The 22,177-nt window shown below is 32.8% G+C and carries 16 protein-coding genes and 1 other RNA gene; 7 read left to right on the top strand and 10 right to left on the bottom strand.

What is annotated here, in order from left to right:
* Window position 1 precedes the first annotated feature (1 nt).
* Both HPY57_04920 and HPY57_04915 read right to left on the bottom strand, forming a co-directional pair.
* Window positions 2–817 (bottom strand): hypothetical protein, encoded by an 816-nt coding sequence (locus HPY57_04920; GenBank protein ID NPV11117.1) that lies wholly within the window; start codon window positions 815–817, stop codon window positions 2–4.
* 3 nt (window positions 818–820) lie between these two features.
* On the bottom strand, window positions 821–1,423 hold the full coding sequence (locus HPY57_04915) for a sigma-70 family RNA polymerase sigma factor (protein NPV11116.1): 603 nt from the start codon (window positions 1,421–1,423) through the stop codon (window positions 821–823).
* A 151-nt stretch (window positions 1,424–1,574) separates the two neighbouring features.
* On the opposite strand from HPY57_04915, the gene HPY57_04910 reads away from it, so the two are divergent.
* The 3 genes from HPY57_04910 to HPY57_04900 all read left to right on the top strand — a co-directional run bounded on the left by HPY57_04910 (window position 1,575) and on the right by HPY57_04900 (window position 7,559).
* Complete coding sequence (locus HPY57_04910; GenBank protein NPV11115.1) at window positions 1,575–2,231, top strand: DUF4159 domain-containing protein; 657 nt, start codon at window positions 1,575–1,577, stop codon at window positions 2,229–2,231.
* Window positions 2,232–2,246: 15 nt separating this feature from the next.
* A complete protein-coding gene (locus HPY57_04905; GenBank protein ID NPV11114.1) occupies window positions 2,247–5,636 on the top strand; it encodes a hypothetical protein in 3,390 nt (1,129 codons plus the stop codon).
* A gap of 63 nt (window positions 5,637–5,699) precedes the next feature.
* Entirely contained in the window at window positions 5,700–7,559 is a 1,860-nt protein-coding gene (locus HPY57_04900; protein ID NPV11113.1) for a DUF2723 domain-containing protein, read from the top strand.
* A 16-nt stretch (window positions 7,560–7,575) separates the two neighbouring features.
* On the opposite strand, the gene HPY57_04895 is transcribed toward HPY57_04900, so the two are convergent.
* The 8 genes from HPY57_04895 to HPY57_04860 form a co-directional block, all read right to left on the bottom strand.
* Window positions 7,576–8,430: a cation transporter gene (locus HPY57_04895; protein NPV11112.1), complete on the bottom strand. Its 855-nt coding sequence runs from the start codon at window positions 8,428–8,430 to the stop codon at window positions 7,576–7,578.
* A gap of 1,151 nt (window positions 8,431–9,581) precedes the next feature.
* On the bottom strand, window positions 9,582–10,184 hold the full coding sequence (gene ruvA / locus HPY57_04890; GenBank protein ID NPV11111.1) for a Holliday junction branch migration protein RuvA: 603 nt from the start codon (window positions 10,182–10,184) through the stop codon (window positions 9,582–9,584).
* Window positions 10,185–10,187: 3 nt separating this feature from the next.
* Entirely contained in the window at window positions 10,188–10,724 is a 537-nt protein-coding gene (gene ruvC / locus HPY57_04885; GenBank protein NPV11110.1) for a crossover junction endodeoxyribonuclease RuvC, read from the bottom strand.
* 2 nt (window positions 10,725–10,726) lie between these two features.
* A complete protein-coding gene (locus tag HPY57_04880) occupies window positions 10,727–11,458 on the bottom strand; it encodes a YebC/PmpR family DNA-binding transcriptional regulator (GenBank protein NPV11109.1) in 732 nt (243 codons plus the stop codon).
* Window positions 11,459–11,472: 14 nt separating this feature from the next.
* On the bottom strand, window positions 11,473–13,203 hold the full coding sequence (gene recJ, locus HPY57_04875) for a single-stranded-DNA-specific exonuclease RecJ (protein NPV11108.1): 1,731 nt from the start codon (window positions 13,201–13,203) through the stop codon (window positions 11,473–11,475).
* A 21-nt stretch (window positions 13,204–13,224) separates the two neighbouring features.
* Window positions 13,225–13,668: RNase P RNA component class A (gene rnpB, locus HPY57_04870), an RNA gene on the bottom strand.
* A 409-nt stretch (window positions 13,669–14,077) separates the two neighbouring features.
* Window positions 14,078–15,439: a T9SS type A sorting domain-containing protein gene (locus HPY57_04865; GenBank protein NPV11107.1), complete on the bottom strand. Its 1,362-nt coding sequence runs from the start codon at window positions 15,437–15,439 to the stop codon at window positions 14,078–14,080.
* A gap of 27 nt (window positions 15,440–15,466) precedes the next feature.
* Window positions 15,467–15,943 (bottom strand): hypothetical protein, encoded by a 477-nt coding sequence (locus HPY57_04860; protein NPV11106.1) that lies wholly within the window; start codon window positions 15,941–15,943, stop codon window positions 15,467–15,469.
* Between the two features lie 457 nt (window positions 15,944–16,400).
* Here HPY57_04860 and HPY57_04855 point away from each other — a divergent pair, with 457 nt between their 5' ends.
* The 4 genes from HPY57_04855 (at window position 16,401) to HPY57_04840 (ending at window position 22,142) form a co-directional block, all read left to right on the top strand.
* Window positions 16,401–18,533: a carbohydrate binding family 9 domain-containing protein gene (locus tag HPY57_04855; protein ID NPV11105.1), complete on the top strand. Its 2,133-nt coding sequence runs from the start codon at window positions 16,401–16,403 to the stop codon at window positions 18,531–18,533.
* 81 nt (window positions 18,534–18,614) lie between these two features.
* A complete protein-coding gene (locus HPY57_04850) occupies window positions 18,615–19,574 on the top strand; it encodes a hypothetical protein (protein NPV11104.1) in 960 nt (319 codons plus the stop codon).
* 83 nt (window positions 19,575–19,657) lie between these two features.
* Window positions 19,658–21,514 (top strand): MFS transporter, encoded by a 1,857-nt coding sequence (locus tag HPY57_04845; protein NPV11103.1) that lies wholly within the window; start codon window positions 19,658–19,660, stop codon window positions 21,512–21,514.
* A gap of 181 nt (window positions 21,515–21,695) precedes the next feature.
* Window positions 21,696–22,142 (top strand): hypothetical protein, encoded by a 447-nt coding sequence (locus HPY57_04840; protein NPV11102.1) that lies wholly within the window; start codon window positions 21,696–21,698, stop codon window positions 22,140–22,142.
* Window positions 22,143–22,177 lie beyond the last annotated feature (35 nt).

Here is a 22,177-nt window from a genome sequence, read left to right as displayed (position 1 = left end):
ATTATTCAAGTGATGCAATCAACTCTTCGAAGGAATGGTGGTTATCTGAACGCATTGCATAGACCGTCAAAACATTATTTTCAAGTCTGAAAATTACAGAACAATCTTTATGATCAACTTTAACAAAACTCTTCTTCCTTAAATCATCATGAATTTTATAAAATAGATTGGAGTAATTTGAATATCTCAAGTTGTCCACCTCACATTCCATCATATAAACTGTATCCACCTCACATTTGAAAAGGAAATGGGCTAATACACAATTGTTTTGTTCTTCAATACTTGCAACAGCAACTTGCCAGTCAGTTTTAGGCATCACAGGATTTTTAATTCCGTTTGATAAAATAAATTGCGCAACAGTTTCATTGTTGGAGGTAAAAATAGTCTTATCAGGATATCTACTGTTTCGGATATTTTTACAATTTTCATAAACAGCAGCAGCAAATTCTTTGTAATATTTTTCCTCAGTGTTAGCAAATGGATTAAAGACTAAAAAAGACATAATCAAAATTAATCCAAGAGCAAAAGAAATTTTAAAGCTTTTTCTTTCCAAGATATTTACCAGCCAATCGAATATCAGATCTTTGATTGATCTTTTGTAGGCAAGCTTTTCTATGATCGAATTTCTTAAATGATCAGGACAGACAGCCTTTTTGAATTTCTCTGATACAACTTTCTTTACAAGTAACTCAACATTATAGTCAAAAAAACAGGAAGGACAAATGCTTAGGTGGTTTTGTGCCTGAAGTTTAATTTCATTATCAATTTGATTATCAACGAACGCAGATAAATAATCTTGAAATTCTTTGCAATTCATTCCTTATTCACCCTGCTCGTCCACATTATAACCGCGAGATTTTGCATACTCATAAAGCTTTGTTGCAAGGACTTTTCTCGCTCTGTGGATTCGCGATCTAACCGTTCCAATTGGAATATCCATAAAATCTGCAATTTCTTCGTATGTCATTCCTTCAACATCACACATAATCAAAACTGTTCTGAATTCTTCAGGTAAAGACTTTATTGCTTCCATTACTTCGTCATCAAAAATGTTATCATAAATTTCTCTATCAAGATTGTGTGGATTTTCTTCATTGGACTTGATTGTTTCGTAAATCTCCTCGATTTCATCGTAATCTAATTTTTCAGGGGAACGAGTGTTCTTCCTGTAAAAATTGATAAATGAATTTTTCATTATTCGAAACAACCAAGCTTTGCAATTAGTTCCTTTCTCGAATTTATCCCAGAAGCGATAAGCTTTTATAAAAGTTTCCTGCAAGAGATCTGCTGCATCATCGGAATCCTGTGTGAGTTGCAGAGCAAAATTGTAGAGTGCATCCATATGAGGAAGGGCTTCTTTTCTGAATTCTTCATCCAGATTTTCTATTGGCGGTCTGGTTATTCTCTCACTATCTTGAAGCATCTTGTTTCAAATTTAAACCAATTAATTAAATGATAAAAACTTTTTGCCAGTTTTAAATTAAAATGAATGAAATATTTATCTTGATGCCTTAATTAAAAAAGATGATCTAAAATAAATTGATAATTAACTTGCTCGCAAATATATTGTCTTTATGAAACAGAGTATTTTCTTATTACTATTCGGTCTTATCTTTACAACTTCAGCTATTTCGCAAAACGAAGTTCAAATTGCTCGATTAAAATATAGCGGAGGTGGTGATTGGTATAATGACCCTTCGGGTGAGGTGAATTTATTGAAGTATGTTCAATCTGTTACGGGAATTAAAACCAAACCTGAATATGTTTTTGTCGACATTAATTCTGATAAAATTTTCAATTATCCAATTCTATTTATGACAGGTCATGGTAATATCTCATTTACAGAAAGCGAAGCAAAAAGATTAAGGAAGTATTTGGAGAATGGCGGTTTTCTCTATGCAGATGATGATTATGGTATGGATCAAGCATTTCGACGTGAAATGAAAAAAGTTTTTCCCGATCAGCAACTTCAGGAGATTCCATTTAATCATCCTATTTACCATTCTTTTTATCACTTTGACAGAGGACTTCCAAAAATTCACGAGCACGATAAAAAACCACCGCAAGGATTTGGTTATTTTTTGAATGGTAGGCTTGTTGTTTTTTACACTTATGAAAGTAATTTAGGTGATGGCTGGGTTGAGCCTGATGTTTATAACGACCCTCCAGAAATTCGTGAATTAGCTTTTAAGATGGGAACAAACATCCTTGTTTATGCATTGACACACTAAAAATTTTAAAGCGAAATGAGTGAAAAGAAAATTCAGAATTTTTTCAAAAGACTTGATAACATAGCCAGGCAGCTAACATTTATTAATTTGCTTGAAGGTTTCATTAAGGCTTTATTGATTTTCACATTTGTGTTTTTTGTTTTTTCGTTGTTGGAGTTTCTTTTTTCTTTTGACAAACCTATACGCTTTTTAATTTTTATTTCAATTTTATTAACGCTATCGGCACTTATTTTTTTCTTCTTGATTTATCCACTTATAAAATTCAAGAGAGCAAGCAAAGAGAAAATTTATTTATCAATTGGAAAGCTGATTGGTGAATATTTCAAGGAGATTAAGGATAAACTTGTCAATGTTCTTCAATTAATTTTTAATATCAACAAAGACAATTACTACTCGAAGGAATTAACCTTTGCTGCGATTGAACAAAATCTAAACTACTTTGAGAATTTTAAACTCGAAGAAATCATAAGAAAAGAAAACTTAAATAAGTATTTGAAGATATTCGTCTTTACCTTCGCTGCTTTTATAATTTTTGGATTTGCATTTCCGGATTTGCCCTTTGCTTCTTATCGGATAATAAACTTCAACAAAGATTTTGTAAAGCCACCTGATTTTTACATCGTGATTGAGCCGGGAAATGCAAAGATCACAAAAGGGGATAATTACTTCTGTAGAATTAAAACTATTGGTAAAGAAATTGATAAACTTGATTTGTTTTATAGTTTCGAAGGAATGGAAATCTTTGAAAGAATTTCGCTTGAAGCTGATTCTTCAGGAGAATTTAAATACAAATTTGTTTCCCCGCCAAGGACTTTTAGAATTTATGCTCAGGCCCGAAATGTCAAAAGTAGTCTTTATACAATTGAAGTAGTTAATTATCCAATCATTAAAGAATTACAAATTAAAGTTATTCCGCCTGCTTATACAAAGATTCCAATTCAGCTACTCGAGGATGATGGTAATATTAATACAATAAAAGGTTCAACAGTTGAATTTGTAATAAAAAGCAGCAAAGATCTAAATCAAGCCAGAATACTTTTTGATGACTCAAGTTCAATTAAATTAAATGTAAATGGACACCAAGCATCTGCAAGATTCAAATTAATGAAAAGTGGAACTTACAAGATTTTAATTTTAGACGCTGAAGGTTATCCAAATTTAAATCCAGTCGAATATCAAATTAATTTAAATGAAGATTTATCACCGTCAATATCTCTTCTTTCTCCAACCGAAACAGTCAATTTAACAGACAATATGCGTGTTCCTTTGATCTTCAGAATAAAAGATGACTTTGGATTTAGCAAATTGACTTTAAATTATAAATTATCTTATTCTCGTTTCGAACCTCCAAAAGAAAAATACACAAAAGTGGATTTACCATTTGGAAATTCACTTGATACTGTTTTGACTTATGTGTGGAATTTGACTAATCTAAATCTTGTTACCGAAGATGTTGTGACCTACTATTTAGAAGTTTACGATAATGATTTAATCTCTGGACCAAAATCGGCTCAAACACCTTTAATGCAGGTTCGACTTCCATCACTTGACGAAATTTTAGCGGAAGGAAATAAACAATTTGAGAATACGATTGAAGAGGCACGATCAATTCAAAAAGAAGTTGAAGAACTAAAACAAAAACTTGAAGAACTGGATAAAGAAATAAAAACACCAAAGGATTTAAAACAGCAGGACAAATTGAGCTGGGAAGAACAGAAAAAAGCAGAAGATATTGTTAAAAAGCACGAAGAAGTACTTCAAAAAATTGACGAGCTTCAGCAACAATTAAATGACCTTCGAAACAAATTAAATGAGAATAAAACTTTGTCGAAAGAGACTCTTCAAAAATTTATGGAATTGCAAGAACTTCTTAACCAACTCGATTCGAAAGAGTTGAAAGAAGCTATTCAACGATTAAATGAAGCTTTGAAATCTTTAAATCGGCAAATGATGCAGGAGGCGCTGAAGAACTTTAAATTTAATGAAGAAAATTTTCGTGCAAGCCTCGAAAGGACAATTGAGCTCTTGAAGCGAATTCAAATTGAACAAAAAATGGATGAAGCTCTCAAAAGATTGGATCAGATGAATCAGAAACTTGAAGATTTGATGAATGAATTGAACAATACCAATCCAAACGATCAGCAAAAACTAAATGAATTAAGTAAACAACAGGATCAGCTGACAAAGGATATTGAAAATCTTGAAAAGAACCTTGATGAATTGTCTGATAAAATGGAGCAATTCCCAGATGAAATGCCAACCGAAGAAATGAAAAAGTTAGCCGAAGAATTTGCTTCACAAAATCCGCAGCAGTGTTCTCGTCGTTCATCTGAGCAGATGAAAAAAGGTGATGTTAAGAGTGCAAAAGAAAATCAGAAAAGTTTGAAATCAAGTTTTGGTAAACTTCAAGAAGGGTTAAATCAGCTCAAGCAGGAAATGATGCGTAATCAAATGATGCAAACGATGATACAACTTCAAAGATTAACCACTGATTTGATAACTCTTTCAAAACAACAAGAGAACTTGAAAAACAGAACAAGCAATATTGATCCATCTTCACAGCAGGTAAATGAAATTACTCGCAAGCAAGCAGAATTAATGGAAAATCTCAGAAAACTTATTGATCGAATGGTTGAGCTTTCAAATAAATCGTTTGCGGTAACTCCAGAGATGGGAAGAGCAGTTGGTAAAGCAATGATGCGAATGAATGAATCAATTGAAAATTTATTGAACAGAAATTTATCTTCATCATCTCAATCGCAAAAGGAGGCAATGGGAAATTTAAATGAGGCAGCCGATTTGATTCAAAATATGCTGCAAAATATGATGCAGGGAGGTCAGGGCGGTGGAATGATGTCGTTTATGCAAAGACTTCAACAGATGGCTCAGCAGCAAATGAATTTGAATAATCTAACTCAAATGCTTGGTCAGGGGCAGCTGTCTATGGAACAACTTGCTCAGATGCAGAGACTTGCAGCAGAGCAGGAAATGATTAGAAAATCACTTGAAGAGTTAAATCGTGAAATGAAAGAAAGTGGTCAATCGAGCAGATTGCTCGGTGATCTTGAGGATGTTGCAAAGAAGATGGAGGAAGTTGTCCGAGAGCTTAAACAGAATAATGTTAGTGATGATTTAATTCAAAAACAGGAAAAAATTCTCACCCGATTACTTGATGCTCAACGTTCAATGAATGAAAGAGATTACGAAAAGCGGCGAGAGTCTCGTCCAGGTGAACAGCTTACAACAAAGCCCCCAGATGAATTAAAATTAAATCAAGATGATATGCTTTCACGAATTCGGCAGGACCTTTTAAGAGCTCTTGAAGAAGGCTATGCAAAAGACTACGAGGTTCTGATACGCAAATACTTTGAAGCTCTTCAAAAGCAGAGATTGAATTTGCGTTGAATTACAAAAGAGTAGAGCCGCTTTTAAGATATTCACATTCAATCACTAATCTCTATTTGAAATATGAAAATTACTGAAAGAGTATCCAATTTGTTTTTTAAACATTATGCAATTCTTACTTCAATCGTTGTTTTCATATTTTATTTACGGACTCTTGCTCCAGGCGTAATTGAATCCGACTCTGGTGAACTTGCTGCAGTCCAATATACACTCGGGATTGCACATCCAACAGGTTATCCGCTCTTTACTATTCTTGGATTTATTTTTTCACATTTACCGTTTCCGCTGAGACCAATAACAAAATTGAATTTACTAACGGCCTTATGGTCATTTGGTGCAATTTATGTTTTGACAATAACAATAAAGTTTTTACTTAATACTTTGCCACAATGGGTTTCTTCAAAAATATCCTATGCTGAAAATATTTATGAGAGATTTAATGTTGGAGAAAGAATAAAAATTATTTCAGCAGTTTTTGGTGGGCTGGTTTTCGGATTTAGTAAAACCCTATGGTTTCAAAGTCTATCTGTGGAAGTTTATACACTTCATATTTTTCTCTTTTCATTGATTTTCTATTTTATGGTCAAAGCATTTTTAGCGAATCGTTCTGAAATTGAAACATCATTTTTCCGAGATAAATGGTTTATTGCATTTATTTTTCTTTCGCTTGGATTTACAAATCACTTATCAACGATTTTTATAATACCATCTTTTCTTTTCCTTTATTTTTACAAATGGAATTTTAGTAAACCTAAAATCCAAAAATTCGTCGTCTATGCTTTAATTGGGATTTCAATTACTACACTTATTTATCTTTATATTCCAATTCGAGCTAAGATGCAACCTTTCTTAAATTGGGGTAACCCGGTAACATTTGAAAGTTTCATTAATCACATTACAGGAAGACTTTATCATCAATTTTTATTTCCATCGTTTGGCGATTACATTTCTAATATTGGTAAGTTTCTAAACTCTTTCACGATTAACCTTAATCACTCTGAATTTTCAGGTTCCGATTTTAGCATTGTAATTTTAATCGCTTTTCTTGGATTGCTTGTTTCTTTTTTCTATTTCAAAAAGCTTTTTCAATTACTTTTATTGATCTTCCTAACGACTATGGTTATTTCAGCTTTATATAACATTCCTGATATTGATGCTTATTATCTACCAGCATTTATGATGGTTTCAATTTTTTCGGGGCTGGGAATATTTTATTTAACCACAATAAAAATGAGTAAGAAGACAAAGCAAATAACAATTGCAATTGTATTTTTAATCTCAATATCTATGGAGATTTATCAAAACTATTCAAGGGTTGATTTAAGTGATCATAAATTGATGGATGATTATACATTGACTTTATTAAATTCTGTCGATGAAAATTCAATAGTGTTAAGTGCAAGATCATCATTTTATTTTCCAAGTCTGTATTATCAATTAGTTGAAGGAGTAAGGTCAGATATCGTAATTGCTGAACATTATTTGCTTCAGCAGAAATGGTATTATACCCAGCTTAATAAAATTCATCCAGGGGTGATACAGTTAAGAGATACCGTTGTTTCTTTGAATTATTCAAATCGCAGTGTTTATTTTTCACCTGAAATGTTGAAATTAAAGTTACAGGGTGAGGTTAAAATTCCTCATAACTATGAATTAGTTCCATATCACTTTTTATTTAAGCTTGTTCCTCGTGGAAATTATGTTGAAGAAAAACAAATTGATTATAATTTTGATTTTTCTAAAAGTCACCTTTTTGAAACAAGAGAGATAAAAAATACAATCATAAATATGTTATTGAATAGAGCAGTTTATGAGTTGATTTTTGGGAATATTGAAAAATCGAAACAATGTTTGAAAAAATTGAAGAAAGATTTCCCCGAGTATGAATTACCCACTGATCTGATGAAAATATTGAATGAGTAAGTTGGGAAAGAGTTTTTTAATCGTGAGGTTCGATGTGGACAAATACATCTGCAATTTCAGGCAGTTGAGTTACAAGTTCTTTAACTTCCTGCGCTATCTTATATGCATCTTTTGTTGAGTGATTTTGATTGACTTTTATTTTTACTTCGACATGATACTTGTTTCCAAATTGATGAGATCTTAATCCACTTACACCAAGCACGCCATTAACGCTTTTCGCTCGATTTGAAATTTCATCGATTAATTCCTGACTTGCAGCTTTGCCCATTAGATAGTCAATGTTTTCTTTAGCGACATGATAACCTGCTCTAAAGATGAAGAATGCGATTAAAATTCCTGCAACACCATCAAAATATTTGAGATTATAAGTAGAAATTACGATTGCGATCAAAGCGATTAATGAAGATAAAACATCGTTCAAACTATCAATTGAAAGTGCCCGAACAGCTGGACTATCATACTTTTTACTCACAATTCTAAAGTAATAAGACATAAAAGATTTCAGAACAATTGTTATAGAAAGAACGATAACGGGAAAAACTAAAACATCTTGAATTGTTGGTTCAATGATTCGCATAATTGACTCACGAATAACAGTTATTCCAGCAACACCAGCAAAAATCGCAAGCATCATAGCTGCAATTGGTTGTGCAGGGTGGTGTCCATACTGATGATCTGAGTCAGCGCTTTTATATGAAATTTTTACTGAGAAGTAAACAGCGATGTTTGTAAGTATATCTGACAATGAGTTAATTGCATCGGAAATTACAGCAATACTATTCGAAAGAATTCCTGCCAGAAGTTTTATAATGAAAAGAAAAATATTTGAGAAAAGTGAAAACCTTGAGGCCTTTATTACTTTTTGCTGCATATCGAATTTATATTGTTAACTATTTTAGAGAAATTTTAGTAGAATCCAAAAAGTTTGAATGATGGTGATAATTCATCATGGTATTTACAGCATTTTGAAATTTATTGCAAAAAACTTCAAGCAAGTTTTTCGAATTTAAATAAAATTCAATTCAAGATGACGTTCACTTCAATAAAGTTAAGTATAAAATTTTGCTCTTTTGTCAGTTTAAGCCATGTCGAAGCATGAGGAATTAAATTAATGTTTAATAATGTCTTCCTTCGACAAGTTGGGGATGACATTATGACTAACATAATAAAAGAGCAAAATTTTATATCAATGGAATTTAATGATTGATCTTAAAATGTCACTCCTTCGGAGTTTTAGTTTTTTTTCGTATAAATTTCGTTCTAAAATAATTTCACCACTTCGTGATTAATTTTACAAATAGGTCGCTTCTATGGAGCTTTGATTTTTTTCGTTTTTTGTTTTCTCTACAATTAGGTCGCTTCCAAGGAAGCTTTTTTAGTTCGATAAAAAACAAAAAATTACTTATGGACATTTTAAATGAGAGCGCCTAAAAATTTTAAAAGAATTTTTAATAGAAATCACATAACGATAACTTAGTTGAAGCACCAAAAAATAAGCTGTAAAAATGTGAAGTTTCTCAGCAACGAACTATTTGCAGATAGAAAGTCGAACAGATTAAAATTGAAGTCGCGTAACGACGAAGTATTTATAGGAAATATATTAAACAACATCAAAATTAGAGTTGCATAGCAACGACCTATTTGTAGGAAAAATGTTGAACAACCAAAGTTAAAGTCGCGTAGCGACGACCTATTTGTAGATAGAATTACGTGACGCATAAAAAATTAAATCAAGTATGGATAAAATTATTATAGAAACATAAATACAGATAAAAAAATCCTGAAGGGATGAAATTATTATAGTTAAAAATTGAAGGCACAACAAAAAGCAAAATCCCGAAGGGATGACATTTCCTTCGACAGGCTCAGAATGATATTTACAGAAGCCAGGAGGCTTCAATTACAATTGGCGGAGGACTCAGTTCGAGCACAAACCTAACTTCTATATAAGAGGGGAAAAGGGTAAGATCAAAAATTATTTCAATAAAAAACTCAAAATATTGAACTGAGTTTTATCTCGATTTACTTATTCAATTCCTTCAAAGCTTTCTTAATCAGATTCTCAATGTTTAATTCTTCGTTGTTCGAATTTATTTCATTGAGAGCAAGGCGGATTGCTTTTTCGGCGTGTTGTTTTTGATAACCAAGCGTAATCAAAGCCTGATATGCTTGTATTCTAATTTCTTCTGCATCTTTAGAAATGATTTTTTCAGGTGGTGATAGCTTTGTCAGCTTATCTCTTAATTCAACGATCATCCTCTCAGCGGTTTTTTTGCCAACTCCAGGAATGTTTGTTAATGCTAAGGTATTACCCTGAATTATATGATTTCTTAATTCATCTGGACTGATACCCGATAATATGCTCTGAGCTACTTTTGGACCTATTCCAGAGATCGAGAGTAATTGTTCAAACATCTGCTTTTCATCTTCATCAAAAAAACCATAAAGTTGAATTGAGTCTTCTCTTGGAATTAGAACAGTAAAAATTCGAATATCACTTTCAACTTCAGGAAGTTTTTCGAAAGTATTTAATGAAATATTTATTTGATAACCAACTCCATTAACATCAAGAATTACATTGGTCGGATTTTTCTTTATTAACTTGCCTGAAAGATAATTAAACATTTTTTATCCAATAACTAAATGTGGATTTTCTTTGACAAATGTTTCCCAATTTTTGTGCTTTTTATCAGGTCTCATAATTTTTTGAAGATGACAGAGGGCAACAGCAATAGCATCGGTCTCATCGAAATTAGTAATTTTCCTTTTCAATTCAAGAATTTGATTTACCATATACATTACTTGTTGTTTTGATGCAGCTCCATTTCCAACAACAGATTTTTTTATTTCTCTTGGTGAATACTCATAAGTGGGAATTTGTTTGTTGATTGCCGCAAGAATCGAAACGCCTCTTGCGTGTCCAATTTTCAAAGCCGATTGAACATTTTTACCATAAAAGGCACTCTCGATCGAAAGTTCATCAGGTAAATATTCTTCAATTAGTTTGGAGATTTCATCATAAATAAATTTTAATCGAAGGGGCAGGGACTTAATTCTTTTATTTTCAATTGTTCCTGAAGCAAGTAATTTTACCCTGCCATTAGAAAATTCAATCAATCCATAACCTGTTTTGAGAGTGCCGGGATCTATTCCTAAGATTATCATTACTATTCTATTTCAGTTAGGTCTGCATCTGTATAAACATTCTGAACATCATCGTGATCTTCTAAAACTTCGAGGAGCTTGATAGCTGTTTCATTTTCCTTGGCATCAATCTTCAATAAATTTTGAGGGACATATTGAAGAGACGCACTTTCAATTTTTAAACCTTTATCAGCAATTGCTCTTCGAACTTTCTCAAAATTCTCGACTGCGGTTTGTATTTCATAGTAATCTGTTTCCGTGATTACATCATCAGCGCCGGCATCAAGAGCAAGCATTATCAAATCATCTTCACCAATTTGATTTTTATCAAGTGTGATGATTCCTTTTCTTTGAAATTTCCAGTTAACACTGCCAGTCTCAGCGAGTCTGCCACCATGTCTTGAGAAAAGATGTCTCAGCTCAGATACTGTTCTGTTTTTGTTATCAGTTACGGCTTCAATTAGAATTGCAATGCCCCCTGGTCCGTAGCCTTCATAAATTATTTCTTCATATTTAGAGCCTTCGAGTTCACCCGTAGCTTTTTTAATTGCGCGCTCAATGTTTTCCATTGGCATATTAGCAGCTCGTGCTTGATCAATAGCTAAACGAAGTCTTGGATTTCCATCTGGATTACCACCGCCTTCTCTTGCTGCAATAGTAATTTCTCTTATTAGCTTGGTGAATAATTTACCTTTCTTTGCATCAACAACAGCTTTTTTTCTTTTAATTTGTGCCCATTTTGAATGTCCTGCCATAAAAATTTCTCCATCTATTTTTGTGATATTCTAAAATCTTTTAAGTTAAGTAATGGAAATACCATATCGTTAATTGTTGTAGATTCAATTGTATAGACAATGTCAATATAAGTATTCTTAATTGTACCATTCAAATCAAGTAAATCTTTAGCGTATTCACCTAAATTGTATCCTACAACATCGAAAACTGGAGAACCATTTTTCCTGATCTTCATAAATATATGATTATTGCCGCTGATTCTTGGCTTATCAAAAATTTCAACTTTCTCAGTAAGGAAAATAGGTTTCATGTTTTGTGGTCCAAAAGGAGCAAATCTTTCAAGTATTCTTCTGAATTTTGGTGTAATAGTATTAAGTTCAATGATTGCTTCAATTTCTATTGTTGGAATTAGTTGTTCGGGGGTCAATCTCATTTTTGCTATTTCGTTAAATCTTCTTTTAAATTCATCAACTTTTTCATAATGAATTGAAAGTCCCGCTGCAGCTTTGTGTCCGCCAAATTGAAGTAACACATCTTCACATTCTTTCAAAGCTTCGTAAAGATTAAAATCGGCGATACTTCGTGCTGAACCTTTGAGTATTCCATCAACATTTGTTAAAAGTATTGAAGGTCTGTAAAATTTTTCTACCAGTCTCGATGCAACAATTCCAATTACACCCAGATGCCAATCTTCCTTGTGAAGAATGATAGCAATTTCTTCATCCAAATTGATTTCATTTTCAACTTTTTGAATTGCTTCGTTTAAAATCTCTTCGTCAATTTCTCTTCGGTTTCGATTTTCTTTATCTAAAATTTCAGCGTAATGTAATGCTTCTTCATAATCTTTTGAGAGAAGAAGTTGAATAGCTCGATTTGCATCTCCAAGCCTGCCGACAGCATTAATTCGAGGTGCAAGTCCAAAAACAATATGTGAACTTGTAATCTTTCCTGGTTTTAATCCTGCTTTTTCAATTAAAGCTTTAAAACCGGGCCGAGGATCAGTATTTAATTTTTCAAGTCCATATTTTACAAGGATTCTATTTTCGTCTGTTAAAGGGACAATATCAGCTGCGCTGGCAACAGCAACGAAATCGAGATATTTATAAGGTAAGTCTTTCGATCCGATCGAACTCGAAATGGCTTGTATCAATTTAAAAGTTACACCTGCACCGGATAAATATTTGTATGGATAAGGACAGCCAGGCTTTAATGGATCCAGAACAGCAATTGCACGAGGAATAAATTCTCCGGGTTCGTGATGGTCACAAATGATTACATCAATCCCATGATTTTTTGCGTATTCTGTTTCTTCAACTGCGGTTATTCCACAATCAACTGAGATAATGAGTTTGGTTCCATTTTGAATTGCTTCATCTATTCCACTTTGTGAAATTCCATATCCTTCTTTTAATCTGTTTGGAATATAAATTTGAACATTCCCGCCAATTTCTGTTAGAAAAAGATAAAGCATAGCAGCAGCATTGGTACCATCTACATCATAATCACCATAAATCATAATTTTTTCATTTTCGGTTAAAGCTTTGATTATTCTTTTAACTGCATCTCTCATTCCGATCAAAAGAAAAGGATCATTTAAATCATCGAGAGTGCCTTTGAAAAATTGTTTAGCTTTACGATAGCTGTCAATATTCCGAAGGATGAGAATCTTAGCTAATGATGGATGAATGTTTAGATCATCAACAAGAACTTGTTGACTGAATTCATCGGGGCAATTTAGGATTTTCCAGTTGTATCTCTGTTTCATAATTCAAAAATTTTTAATGAGAGATGGGAAATAAGTAAGCCGAATTCTGTTCTCCCGCAGGAGAGGTAGTCATCTATCTTGTTCCGATGTCGCCATCGGAATCCAGCGGTCTACCCGGGAGTGATAACGAAGCGAGTAACTTCGTAGTGAGTTAGAGCAGAAAACCAGAACTCACTTCCTCCCCTATTTGACCTTGCTCCGGATAGGGTTTGCCAAGCCATCAGGTTACCCTGATGCTGGTGGGCTCTTACCCCGCCATTTCACCCTTACCCCGAAACAATCTCGGGGCGGTGTGTTTTCTGTTGCATCCCGATTTGATCGGGATCCCGCAAGAGCGGGACTTTCCGTGACCAAGAGCTTTGGCTCTTAGCCCCCAGGCGTTACCTGGTATCCTACTCTACGGAGTTCGGACTTTCCTCCCTTCATCCTCTGAAGGATGAAGAGCGACTACCTTTCTTATTCCCCATCTCTCAAAATTTCAAAAAACTTTTCTTGATTGATAAAATCCCAATTCTTTTTGTAAATATACTTAAAGATGAAATTTTTTTTTACTTTAACTCATAAACATTACAAATATATTCCAGAAAATGAATTAAAGTTAATCGAAATAATTTCTGAAAAGCTTTTGAAAATATTTGGTATCATATTTAAGATTATATCTCCATCAAGATATAAATTGATTTAATTCGTTCCTCCCTTGTAATGCAAAATCAAACTAATATTTGATATACTCTTTAAGCAATGATTGAGCTAATTGATATGCTCATAAATTTATTTTTAATAAATGCAGAGATGCTTAAGACATCATATTCATAAAGTAGTCGATTATATGCTTCAAGTAGTTGATTGGTGGAGATTAGAGATGTAGAAGTTTTTATTTAATTAACAACATCTTTTTTGTTAGAGAATGTAAACCAGTGCTGAATTTATAAAGATAAATTCCGCTAGGTAAATTTTCAGCATTAAAAGTTACTTCATATATTCCTGGATTTCTATATTCATCAACTAGTGTTGCAATTTCTCTTCCAAGTACATCATAAACTTTAATTGTTTGATGACCGCTGACTGGTGAGTGCCAGCTGATTTTTGTTTTTTCATTAAATGGATTGGGATAGTTTTGCGCAAGATAAAAGTCAAATGGTTTTGGTGAATAGTTTTCTGCTGAGCTTAGCACCACTCCATTTTCGTTGTAAAACACTATCCCTCTCAGGTAAGTTCCATCTGGCAATTGTTCATTTAATTCAGCAGAAAAAACTTTATTATTAAATTTATCAACTATTATTGCCCAGCTGTTACTTATCGGTGAATTTTCTTGATTAAAAAGATAAAAAGTTGTATCGTCATATCTTATTAGACCATTCCTAAAATCAGTGAACCATTTAATATTATTTTTATCAATAGCTACACCACAATAATTTGAGTAGTGTTGAAATCCAATCACAGTTGAGTCATAGAACGTCCAGGTTGTATCTATAAATTTTGCAATCGCATACCATCGAGGAAGCCCTGCACCCCAGTAACCAGCTCCGGAAATCCATTTCGTATTATATTTATCAATTGCCATAGATCTAACATCAGGATTAGCGAAACCACCAGGTCCTGGTGCAAATGGAAACTTACCATGAAGCTGCCAGTTTGTCCCATCAAAACTAAATAGTGGAGAATAGTCAGCACCAATCCATTTAATACCTGCATCATCAATTAAAATAAAATTTATTTGATTTGAAATTAATGGAGAATTATCAGTGTGCCATCTATTCCAATTAATTCCATCAAATCTATAAAGACCTGTTGTATAGGAGGCTATCCAGATTATAGTATCCCTTTCAACAGTAACATTCCAGATAATGTCCTCCATCAATGGTGAATTATCTTTAGTATATATAATCCAATTCATTCCATCGTATTTTACTAATCCACTATCTGTGCCAATCCATTTTCTGCCTAAACTATCGATGGCAATTACATTGACACTTTTTGTTGGTAATGGTGAATTTTGATTAGTAAATACTTGCCAGGTAGATCCATCAAACCTTGCAATTCCTCCGGGATAATTTATTCCATTACGTTTTTCGGAAAAAAAGCTAAACCAGTATGAACCATCTTTATCTTGAACAATATTAAATGGTTTATTTGTAGGAAAAGGTGCATTCATTAAGTTGAAAACCACAAAATTATTTTGTGGTATTGTATAGTTATAAAACAAAAGAAAACTTAAAAAAATGTTTTTCATCATTATAAACACAACATAAATTAATAATAATTAGTCACAATAAGTAGCGCCGGTTTCGCATTGAACATCAGGTGGATTACAACCTGGCTGCATATCAGGGTTAAAATTAGAATCTCCTTGTTTAAAGCAACCTGTAACAACATTTGAATATTCTTCGTCAGAAATTGCTTCTTTACCATAAAAAATATACAGTTTAGCTTCTACTTTATATTTTCTACCCCAATATTCATCAGCTCCTTCTTCTAAATTTTTGCCCAAAGTATATCCGAAAGCGATATTTACTGGAAAAGTGTATGGTTCCGAAGTTGGTTGTGGAAGCAAAAAAGTTTTTGTTTCTTCAATCCATCCATCTCTAGAATTACAAAAACGCCAGCTATAAATAATTTTTCTCAAATAATGCCTTTGAATTGTTAATGTACCATTATCACCCCAATAATATTGAACATCAATATCATTAGCACTTCCACAATTCCAACCCCAATGGAATTTGCCTTTTAAATTATTCATATAAAATTTCCTTTGATAAAAAGTTAAAAAAAAAGGAAGTTTTACAAGTAAAGTTATAAAAAGATTTAGTTCAAAAAATTTGTGTTCCTCTTTGAAAGATGCATACCCAAACAACTCTTGAATTTTGAAACCAACGATTAAATACAAAATCTTGTCTGCACTTGATAGGTTTTCAAAACAACCAATCGTATCTATACCTTTTCTTATCTTTATTATTGTTCTTTCAATAGAATTTGTTGTTTAAATAAATGGATAAAATTTTAACTCTATTAAATGTTTTATTTTTATCATCTCAAAACTTTAAAATTTCTCTTATCGTCTCAAATTTAATGAGGGTAAATGCCTCTTTCATTTTTATACTTGATAAAATTATTTAAACGCGACTTAAAATTTTTCTAAGCTTCGTTCACTAAATATTGATCACAAGAGTTAATTTTGTAAAAAAAATTGGAGTGAAATGAGAACAATTTTTCTACTGATACTGTTGTTCATTATTCCAGTTTCAATTTTAGGACAAACCAATTCTAAAATTATTTATGCCGAAAGAGTTTCAACAAAACCAAAACTTGACGGAATATTAAATGACTCAATCTGGCAGGTTGCAAAACCAGTTAATGACTTCCTCCAACAAGAACCAATTGCTGGTAATCCAGCATCATTTAAGACCGAAGTCAGAATAATCTATAATGATTACGCTCTCTATGTTGGTGTGATGTGTTATGACCCAGAACCAGAGAAAATTATTGCAAGAGAATTAAAGAGCGATGGAAATCTTCGTGGTGATGATAACTTTAATATTCTTTTTGATACTTTTAATGATAAGAAATCAGCATACTGGTTTGGAACAAATCCGCTTGGAATGCGAGATGATGCTTTATTAGCTGGAATGGATTTCAGAGGATTTAATGAAGATTGGAACGGCATCTGGGATGTTCGTACTGCTATAGTTGACTCTGGATGGTCAATCGAATTTGAATTCCCGTTCTCCACTTTCAAATTTCACAAACAAAATGAACAGATTTGGGGGATAAATTTTCAAAGACAGATTAGAAGATTAAATGAAATAGTTTTATGGTCAGGTGTTGGTAAAAATTTTGGCTTATTTAAAATTGCCTATGCAGGTAAATTAATTGGGATAAAAAATATTGAAAGAGGTGATCCAATTTATTTAAAACCTTTCCTGAGCTTTGGCAGACAATTTTCAAGCGGTGAGAATGAAACATTAATAAAGCCTGGTCTGGATATTAAATATGGATTAACCCAAAATCTCTCGCTCGATATAACCTTTAATACAGATTTCGCACAAGTTGAATCAGATCGAGCAAGAATAAATCTTACAAGATTTCCACTTTTCTTCCCCGAGAAGAGAGAATTTTTCTTAGAAAATTCAAGCGTTTTTGATTACACTTTCGGTTTCAGAAATAATGTTTTTTATAGTCGAAGAATTGGGATTAGCGAGGGAGAAGAAATTCCAATCAATGCTGGTGCAAGACTGGTTGGCAGAATGAATGAATTTGAAATTGGACTCTTAAATGTTCAAACTGCAGCTAAAGGAACTGAACCTGCAACCAATTATAGTGTTGCCAGAATTAAATATGATTTGTTCGAGCAATCTTACGCTGGTTTTATAATTACAAACAAAATTTCTAAAAAGGGTTTTAATCGAGTCTATGGAGCTGATTTTAATTTGAATTTTACAGATTTTCTTGGTGATCAAACCTTAACAATTGGCGGTGGTGCCCTCAGATCAGATGAAACTAATGGCGGTAGAAGAAATAACGCTTACAAATTCTTCTTCAGCTTTCCGAACGATTTCATCAATGCTTTTTTGAGTTATCGAGAAGCTCAGAGAGATTTTAATCCTGCGATGGGATTCTTCTTTAGAACAGGATTTAAATCAGTTACATCTCATTTAAGAATTTCACCACGGATTAATTATCTGGGAATAAAAAAATTAAATTTCACATTATTTGAATCAGATCTTTACTGGAATGAAGATAAAACACTCTCAACATCTAATCTAACTATTTCTCCTTTTGGTTTTATCACTAACTCAGATGATTTCTTCAAGATCGAGATCAAAAGAAATTTTGATTATGTAGAAAGTGATTTTACTTTGTTCGATACAGTCAACATCCCGGTTGGTAAATACAATTTTAATTCAATTGGATTTGACTTGAATACATCCCGTAGTCGAACTTTATTTATGGAACTAAGCTACAACGACGGAACATACTACTCAGGAAAAAGAAAAAACATTTCATCTGAGCTTACTTATATGTTTTCGAAACATTTATCAATTAGTTCTGATTTTGATATTAATCGAATAGAAATTTCTGGGATGAGATTCTACACTCGAGAGTTTGGTTTGAGGTTACGATATGATTTCTCTACTATGACTTACAGTTCAATTTTCGCACAATGGAACAATGAGATGAAAGAGTTGAACATAAATTATAGGTTTATGTGGCAACCTAAAATTGGAAGCAACTTTTATATCGTTTTAAATCATCTTTTATCAACAGAAGAAAAATTGAAAACCAAAGATTTAACTTTGCTCACAAAATTCGTTTGGCTGATTGTTATTTGATTCATATTCAGGAATTTTTTCAGCCAACATCTATCAAATGCTAATATTTTTTTGTAATTTTAACGAAAAATGAGTGATAAAATGGAGCAAACTGTAAATACAAATGGGAAATACGTTATTGGCATCGATGGTGGTGCAACTAAAACAACCGCTGTCTTAGCAGATCTAAACCGTAATGTTCTTGCTGAAAAATCCTCCGGTCCAGCAAATTTTATGATTATTGGAACTGATAAAGTTGCAAAGACCATTTGCGATTTAATTCTTGATACTTGTAATGAAGCTGAAGTAAATTTTCAGAATATTGAAGCAATATGTATTGGCTTAACAGGAGCGGGTAGAACCGAAGATGCAGAAAGAATTAAAAAAGCTATAGTTGATTATTGGGAAAAATCTTATTCAACAAGTTTGAAAAATTTAATAGTTACAAGTGATGCTAGAATAGCTCTGGAAGGAGCTTTTTCTGGCAGACCAGGAATTATTTTAATTGCTGGAACTGGCTCGATTATTTTTGGAAAAGATAGAGCAGGTACACTTTATCGAGTTGGTGGTTTTGGAAGATACATTGGAGACGAGGGCGGTGGTTATTCAATTGGAAGACTCGGTCTTCAGGCTGTTGCCAAATCGCTCGATGGCAGAGGACCTGAAACCAAACTATTTTCATTATTACAGGAAAAGTATGGAATTAATTCTGCTGAAGACTTGATTAATAAAGTCTATAAAGACAATCTTGATTTTGCTGAAATAGCACCTCTCGTAATTCGATGCGCCGAAGAAGGTGATGAGGCTTGCAGAGAAATTTTAAGAAAAGAAGCCGAAGAACTTGTATTACATATTAAAGCAATAAAAGACAAAATTAAAGTCAGAACTGTGTATATCGCATTTATTGGTGGATTACTTTCTGCAGATAATTACTACTCAAAACTTTTAAGAAAGATTATACTTCAGAAAGTCGAAGGTGTAAATGTAATCTTACCTGAGCATCCTCCAGCATATGGTGCTGTCCTCTTAGCATTGGATACATTAGAAAGCGAAGCTGGTTAGGGTAATTAGCAATCTGAAATCTTAATAAATTTTTATCTACATTTTTCAGGCGAGAACTGATGAAAAATTTTTTATCACCCTCAATGAAACCAGAAAAAAGGAATCCCTGGTTGTGGGTTCCTTCTCTTTATTTTGCTGAAGGAATTCCATACATCGTTGTGATGACAGTCTCTGTAATAATGTACAAGCGTTTAGGTGTATCAAACACTGATATCGCATTGTATACGAGCTGGCTGTATCTTCCCTGGGTTATTAAACCTCTGTGGAGTCCAATTGTAGATTTATTAAAGACCAAGAGATTCTGGATCATTTTAATGCAATTTATTATTGCTATTGGACTTGGAGGAGTTGCCTTAACTATTCCATTACCGACATTTTTCCAGTATACACTTTTGTTTTTCTGGCTTCTTGCTTTCAGTTCTGCCACTCACGATATCGCAGCTGATGGATTTTATATGCTTGGTTTGAATCAGCATGAACAAGCTTTTTTTGTTGGTATCCGAAGTACATTTTATCGACTTGCGATGATTACAGGTCAGGGTTTGCTGGTTATACTTGCAGGTTATGTGGAAAGTCATACAGGCTTATCTCCAGTTGAAATAAATGTGATTTCAAAACCGAATTATGTAAATCAAATTGTTTTACCTGATACAAATTTGGTTTTAACTGAAACAGATCAATTGATAGTTAAATCCTCAGCTGAATTTCTTGAAATTGGAACTCAACCAAGACTTAAAGCTGAAGTTGATTCAATAGTTAATATAATTAAACAATGGAACTTAAAGAACGGTTTTTATTCTGTAGAAAAGTCAAACTCTCAAACTAATGTTCAACACAATGAACCTTCCTGGTGGGATAAAAATATTGCCAAACCACTTGAAAATTTTTTGCGAGAAAATTTTGGTGAAAAGAAGCCAGTTGTAAAAAGATCTGATTATACTGGAAATATTGGAATTATTTATTTCTATCTAACTAAGAAGCCAGACAAAGAATATATACTTCATTTTGGTCGAGAAAAAGGTGATAACAGCATTAATTTAATTGAAGGTTCAAGATTTATTTTTAATGAAAGTAACTGGAATAAACCTGCCTTTGCAGTTATTCAACTTGATCCGAAATTAAATTATCAGACAACAGCTGTTTTTCAGGTTCGATCAGGAGACATTCCATTTGCCTGGAAAGTAACTTTTTTGGTTCTTGCAGGAATGTTTTTAATTTTCTTTGTTTATCACTTTTTCATTCTGCCTTATCCTAAGGATGATAAACCAGTTATTCAAGATCCATCGAAAAATTTCTTCACCGAATTTTTCAGAACATTTGTCTTATTCTTTAAGAAAAGAGGAATTGTTGCTGCACTTGGATTTCTATTGTTTTATAGATTTGCTGAAGCTCAGTTGGTGAAAATGGCTTCTCCATTTTTACTTGATATTAGAGAGGCTGGGGGATTAGCATTAACAACAGGGCAAGTTGGTTTTGTATATGGAACAGTTGGAATAATTTCTTTAACACTCGGCGGCTTACTTGGCGGATTTGTCGCTGCTAAGAAAGGATTGAAATACTGGTTGTGGTGGATGGTTGCTGCAATAAATCTTCCAGATTTTGTTTATGTCTATCTTTCTCAAACTCTTCCTGATAATTTCTGGATAATTAATGCTTGCGTTGCAATTGAGCAATTTGGATATGGATTTGGATTTACTGCTTATATGCTATTTATGATTTACATATCCGAAGGGGAACATAAGACTGCACATTTTGCAATTACAACTGGCATTATGGCTTTAGGTATGATGATACCAGGAATGTTTAGTGGATGGCTGCAGGAAATTATTGGTTATAAGAATTTCTTTATCTGGGTTTGTCTTGCAACTATACCTTCATTTCTTGTCGTCAAATTTGTAAAAGTTGATCCAGAATTTGGTAAGAAGAAAGAAAAAGATTAATTAGTTTAGGAAATTTTTATTGCTTTAAGTTTTATCGATTTGAATTAAAATTTAGCCGTAGGTTTGATATAAAAATATTTTTAATCATTTAGCTGGTAAATTAAAAATTTCCCTCCCTGAATTTCCCCGATTTTATTTTCAAAAATTTTTATGAATTATTGCAGAAAAAGAAGGAGAGAATATGCCTTTTAGAATTAAAATAATTCAGTTAATGCTTATAATCCCATTCTTGTTCTTATCAATTAATTGCCAAAAAGAAAATCTTCAATTGCGATTTTATGATGTTGATATATTTGCAATGCCTATGGATGAAGAGGGGACAACTCAAGAGGTGATAGTCTCATTAAAGAGTGAGGGATTTAAAGTCGTAAAAAATGAGGGTAATTATAAATTTCATCTTCAACTCGAGATTGACTTGATCACACCCGACAATAAAACCATCAATGGAATTACTAAAATTGACTCCATCGCTGTTCAAAAAGAAAAGTTCGACAAATATGTCAATCTTGAGCTCTCTTTTGTGCTTGATAAGACATATACACCAGGGAAATACCAGGCAATAATTCGTGGAAAAGATTTGTTGGGCGGTCAAACGACTGAGGTAACTCAAGAATTTAATCTGGATTAAATTTCTTTTTGCTGGATATAATTTTTTAGAAATTT

The organism is Ignavibacteria bacterium (assembly GCA_013177855.1).
Classification (GTDB): domain Bacteria; phylum Bacteroidota; class Ignavibacteria; order Ch128b; family Ch128b; genus Ch128b.
This window is presented reverse-complemented; position numbering and strand designations above follow the sequence as displayed.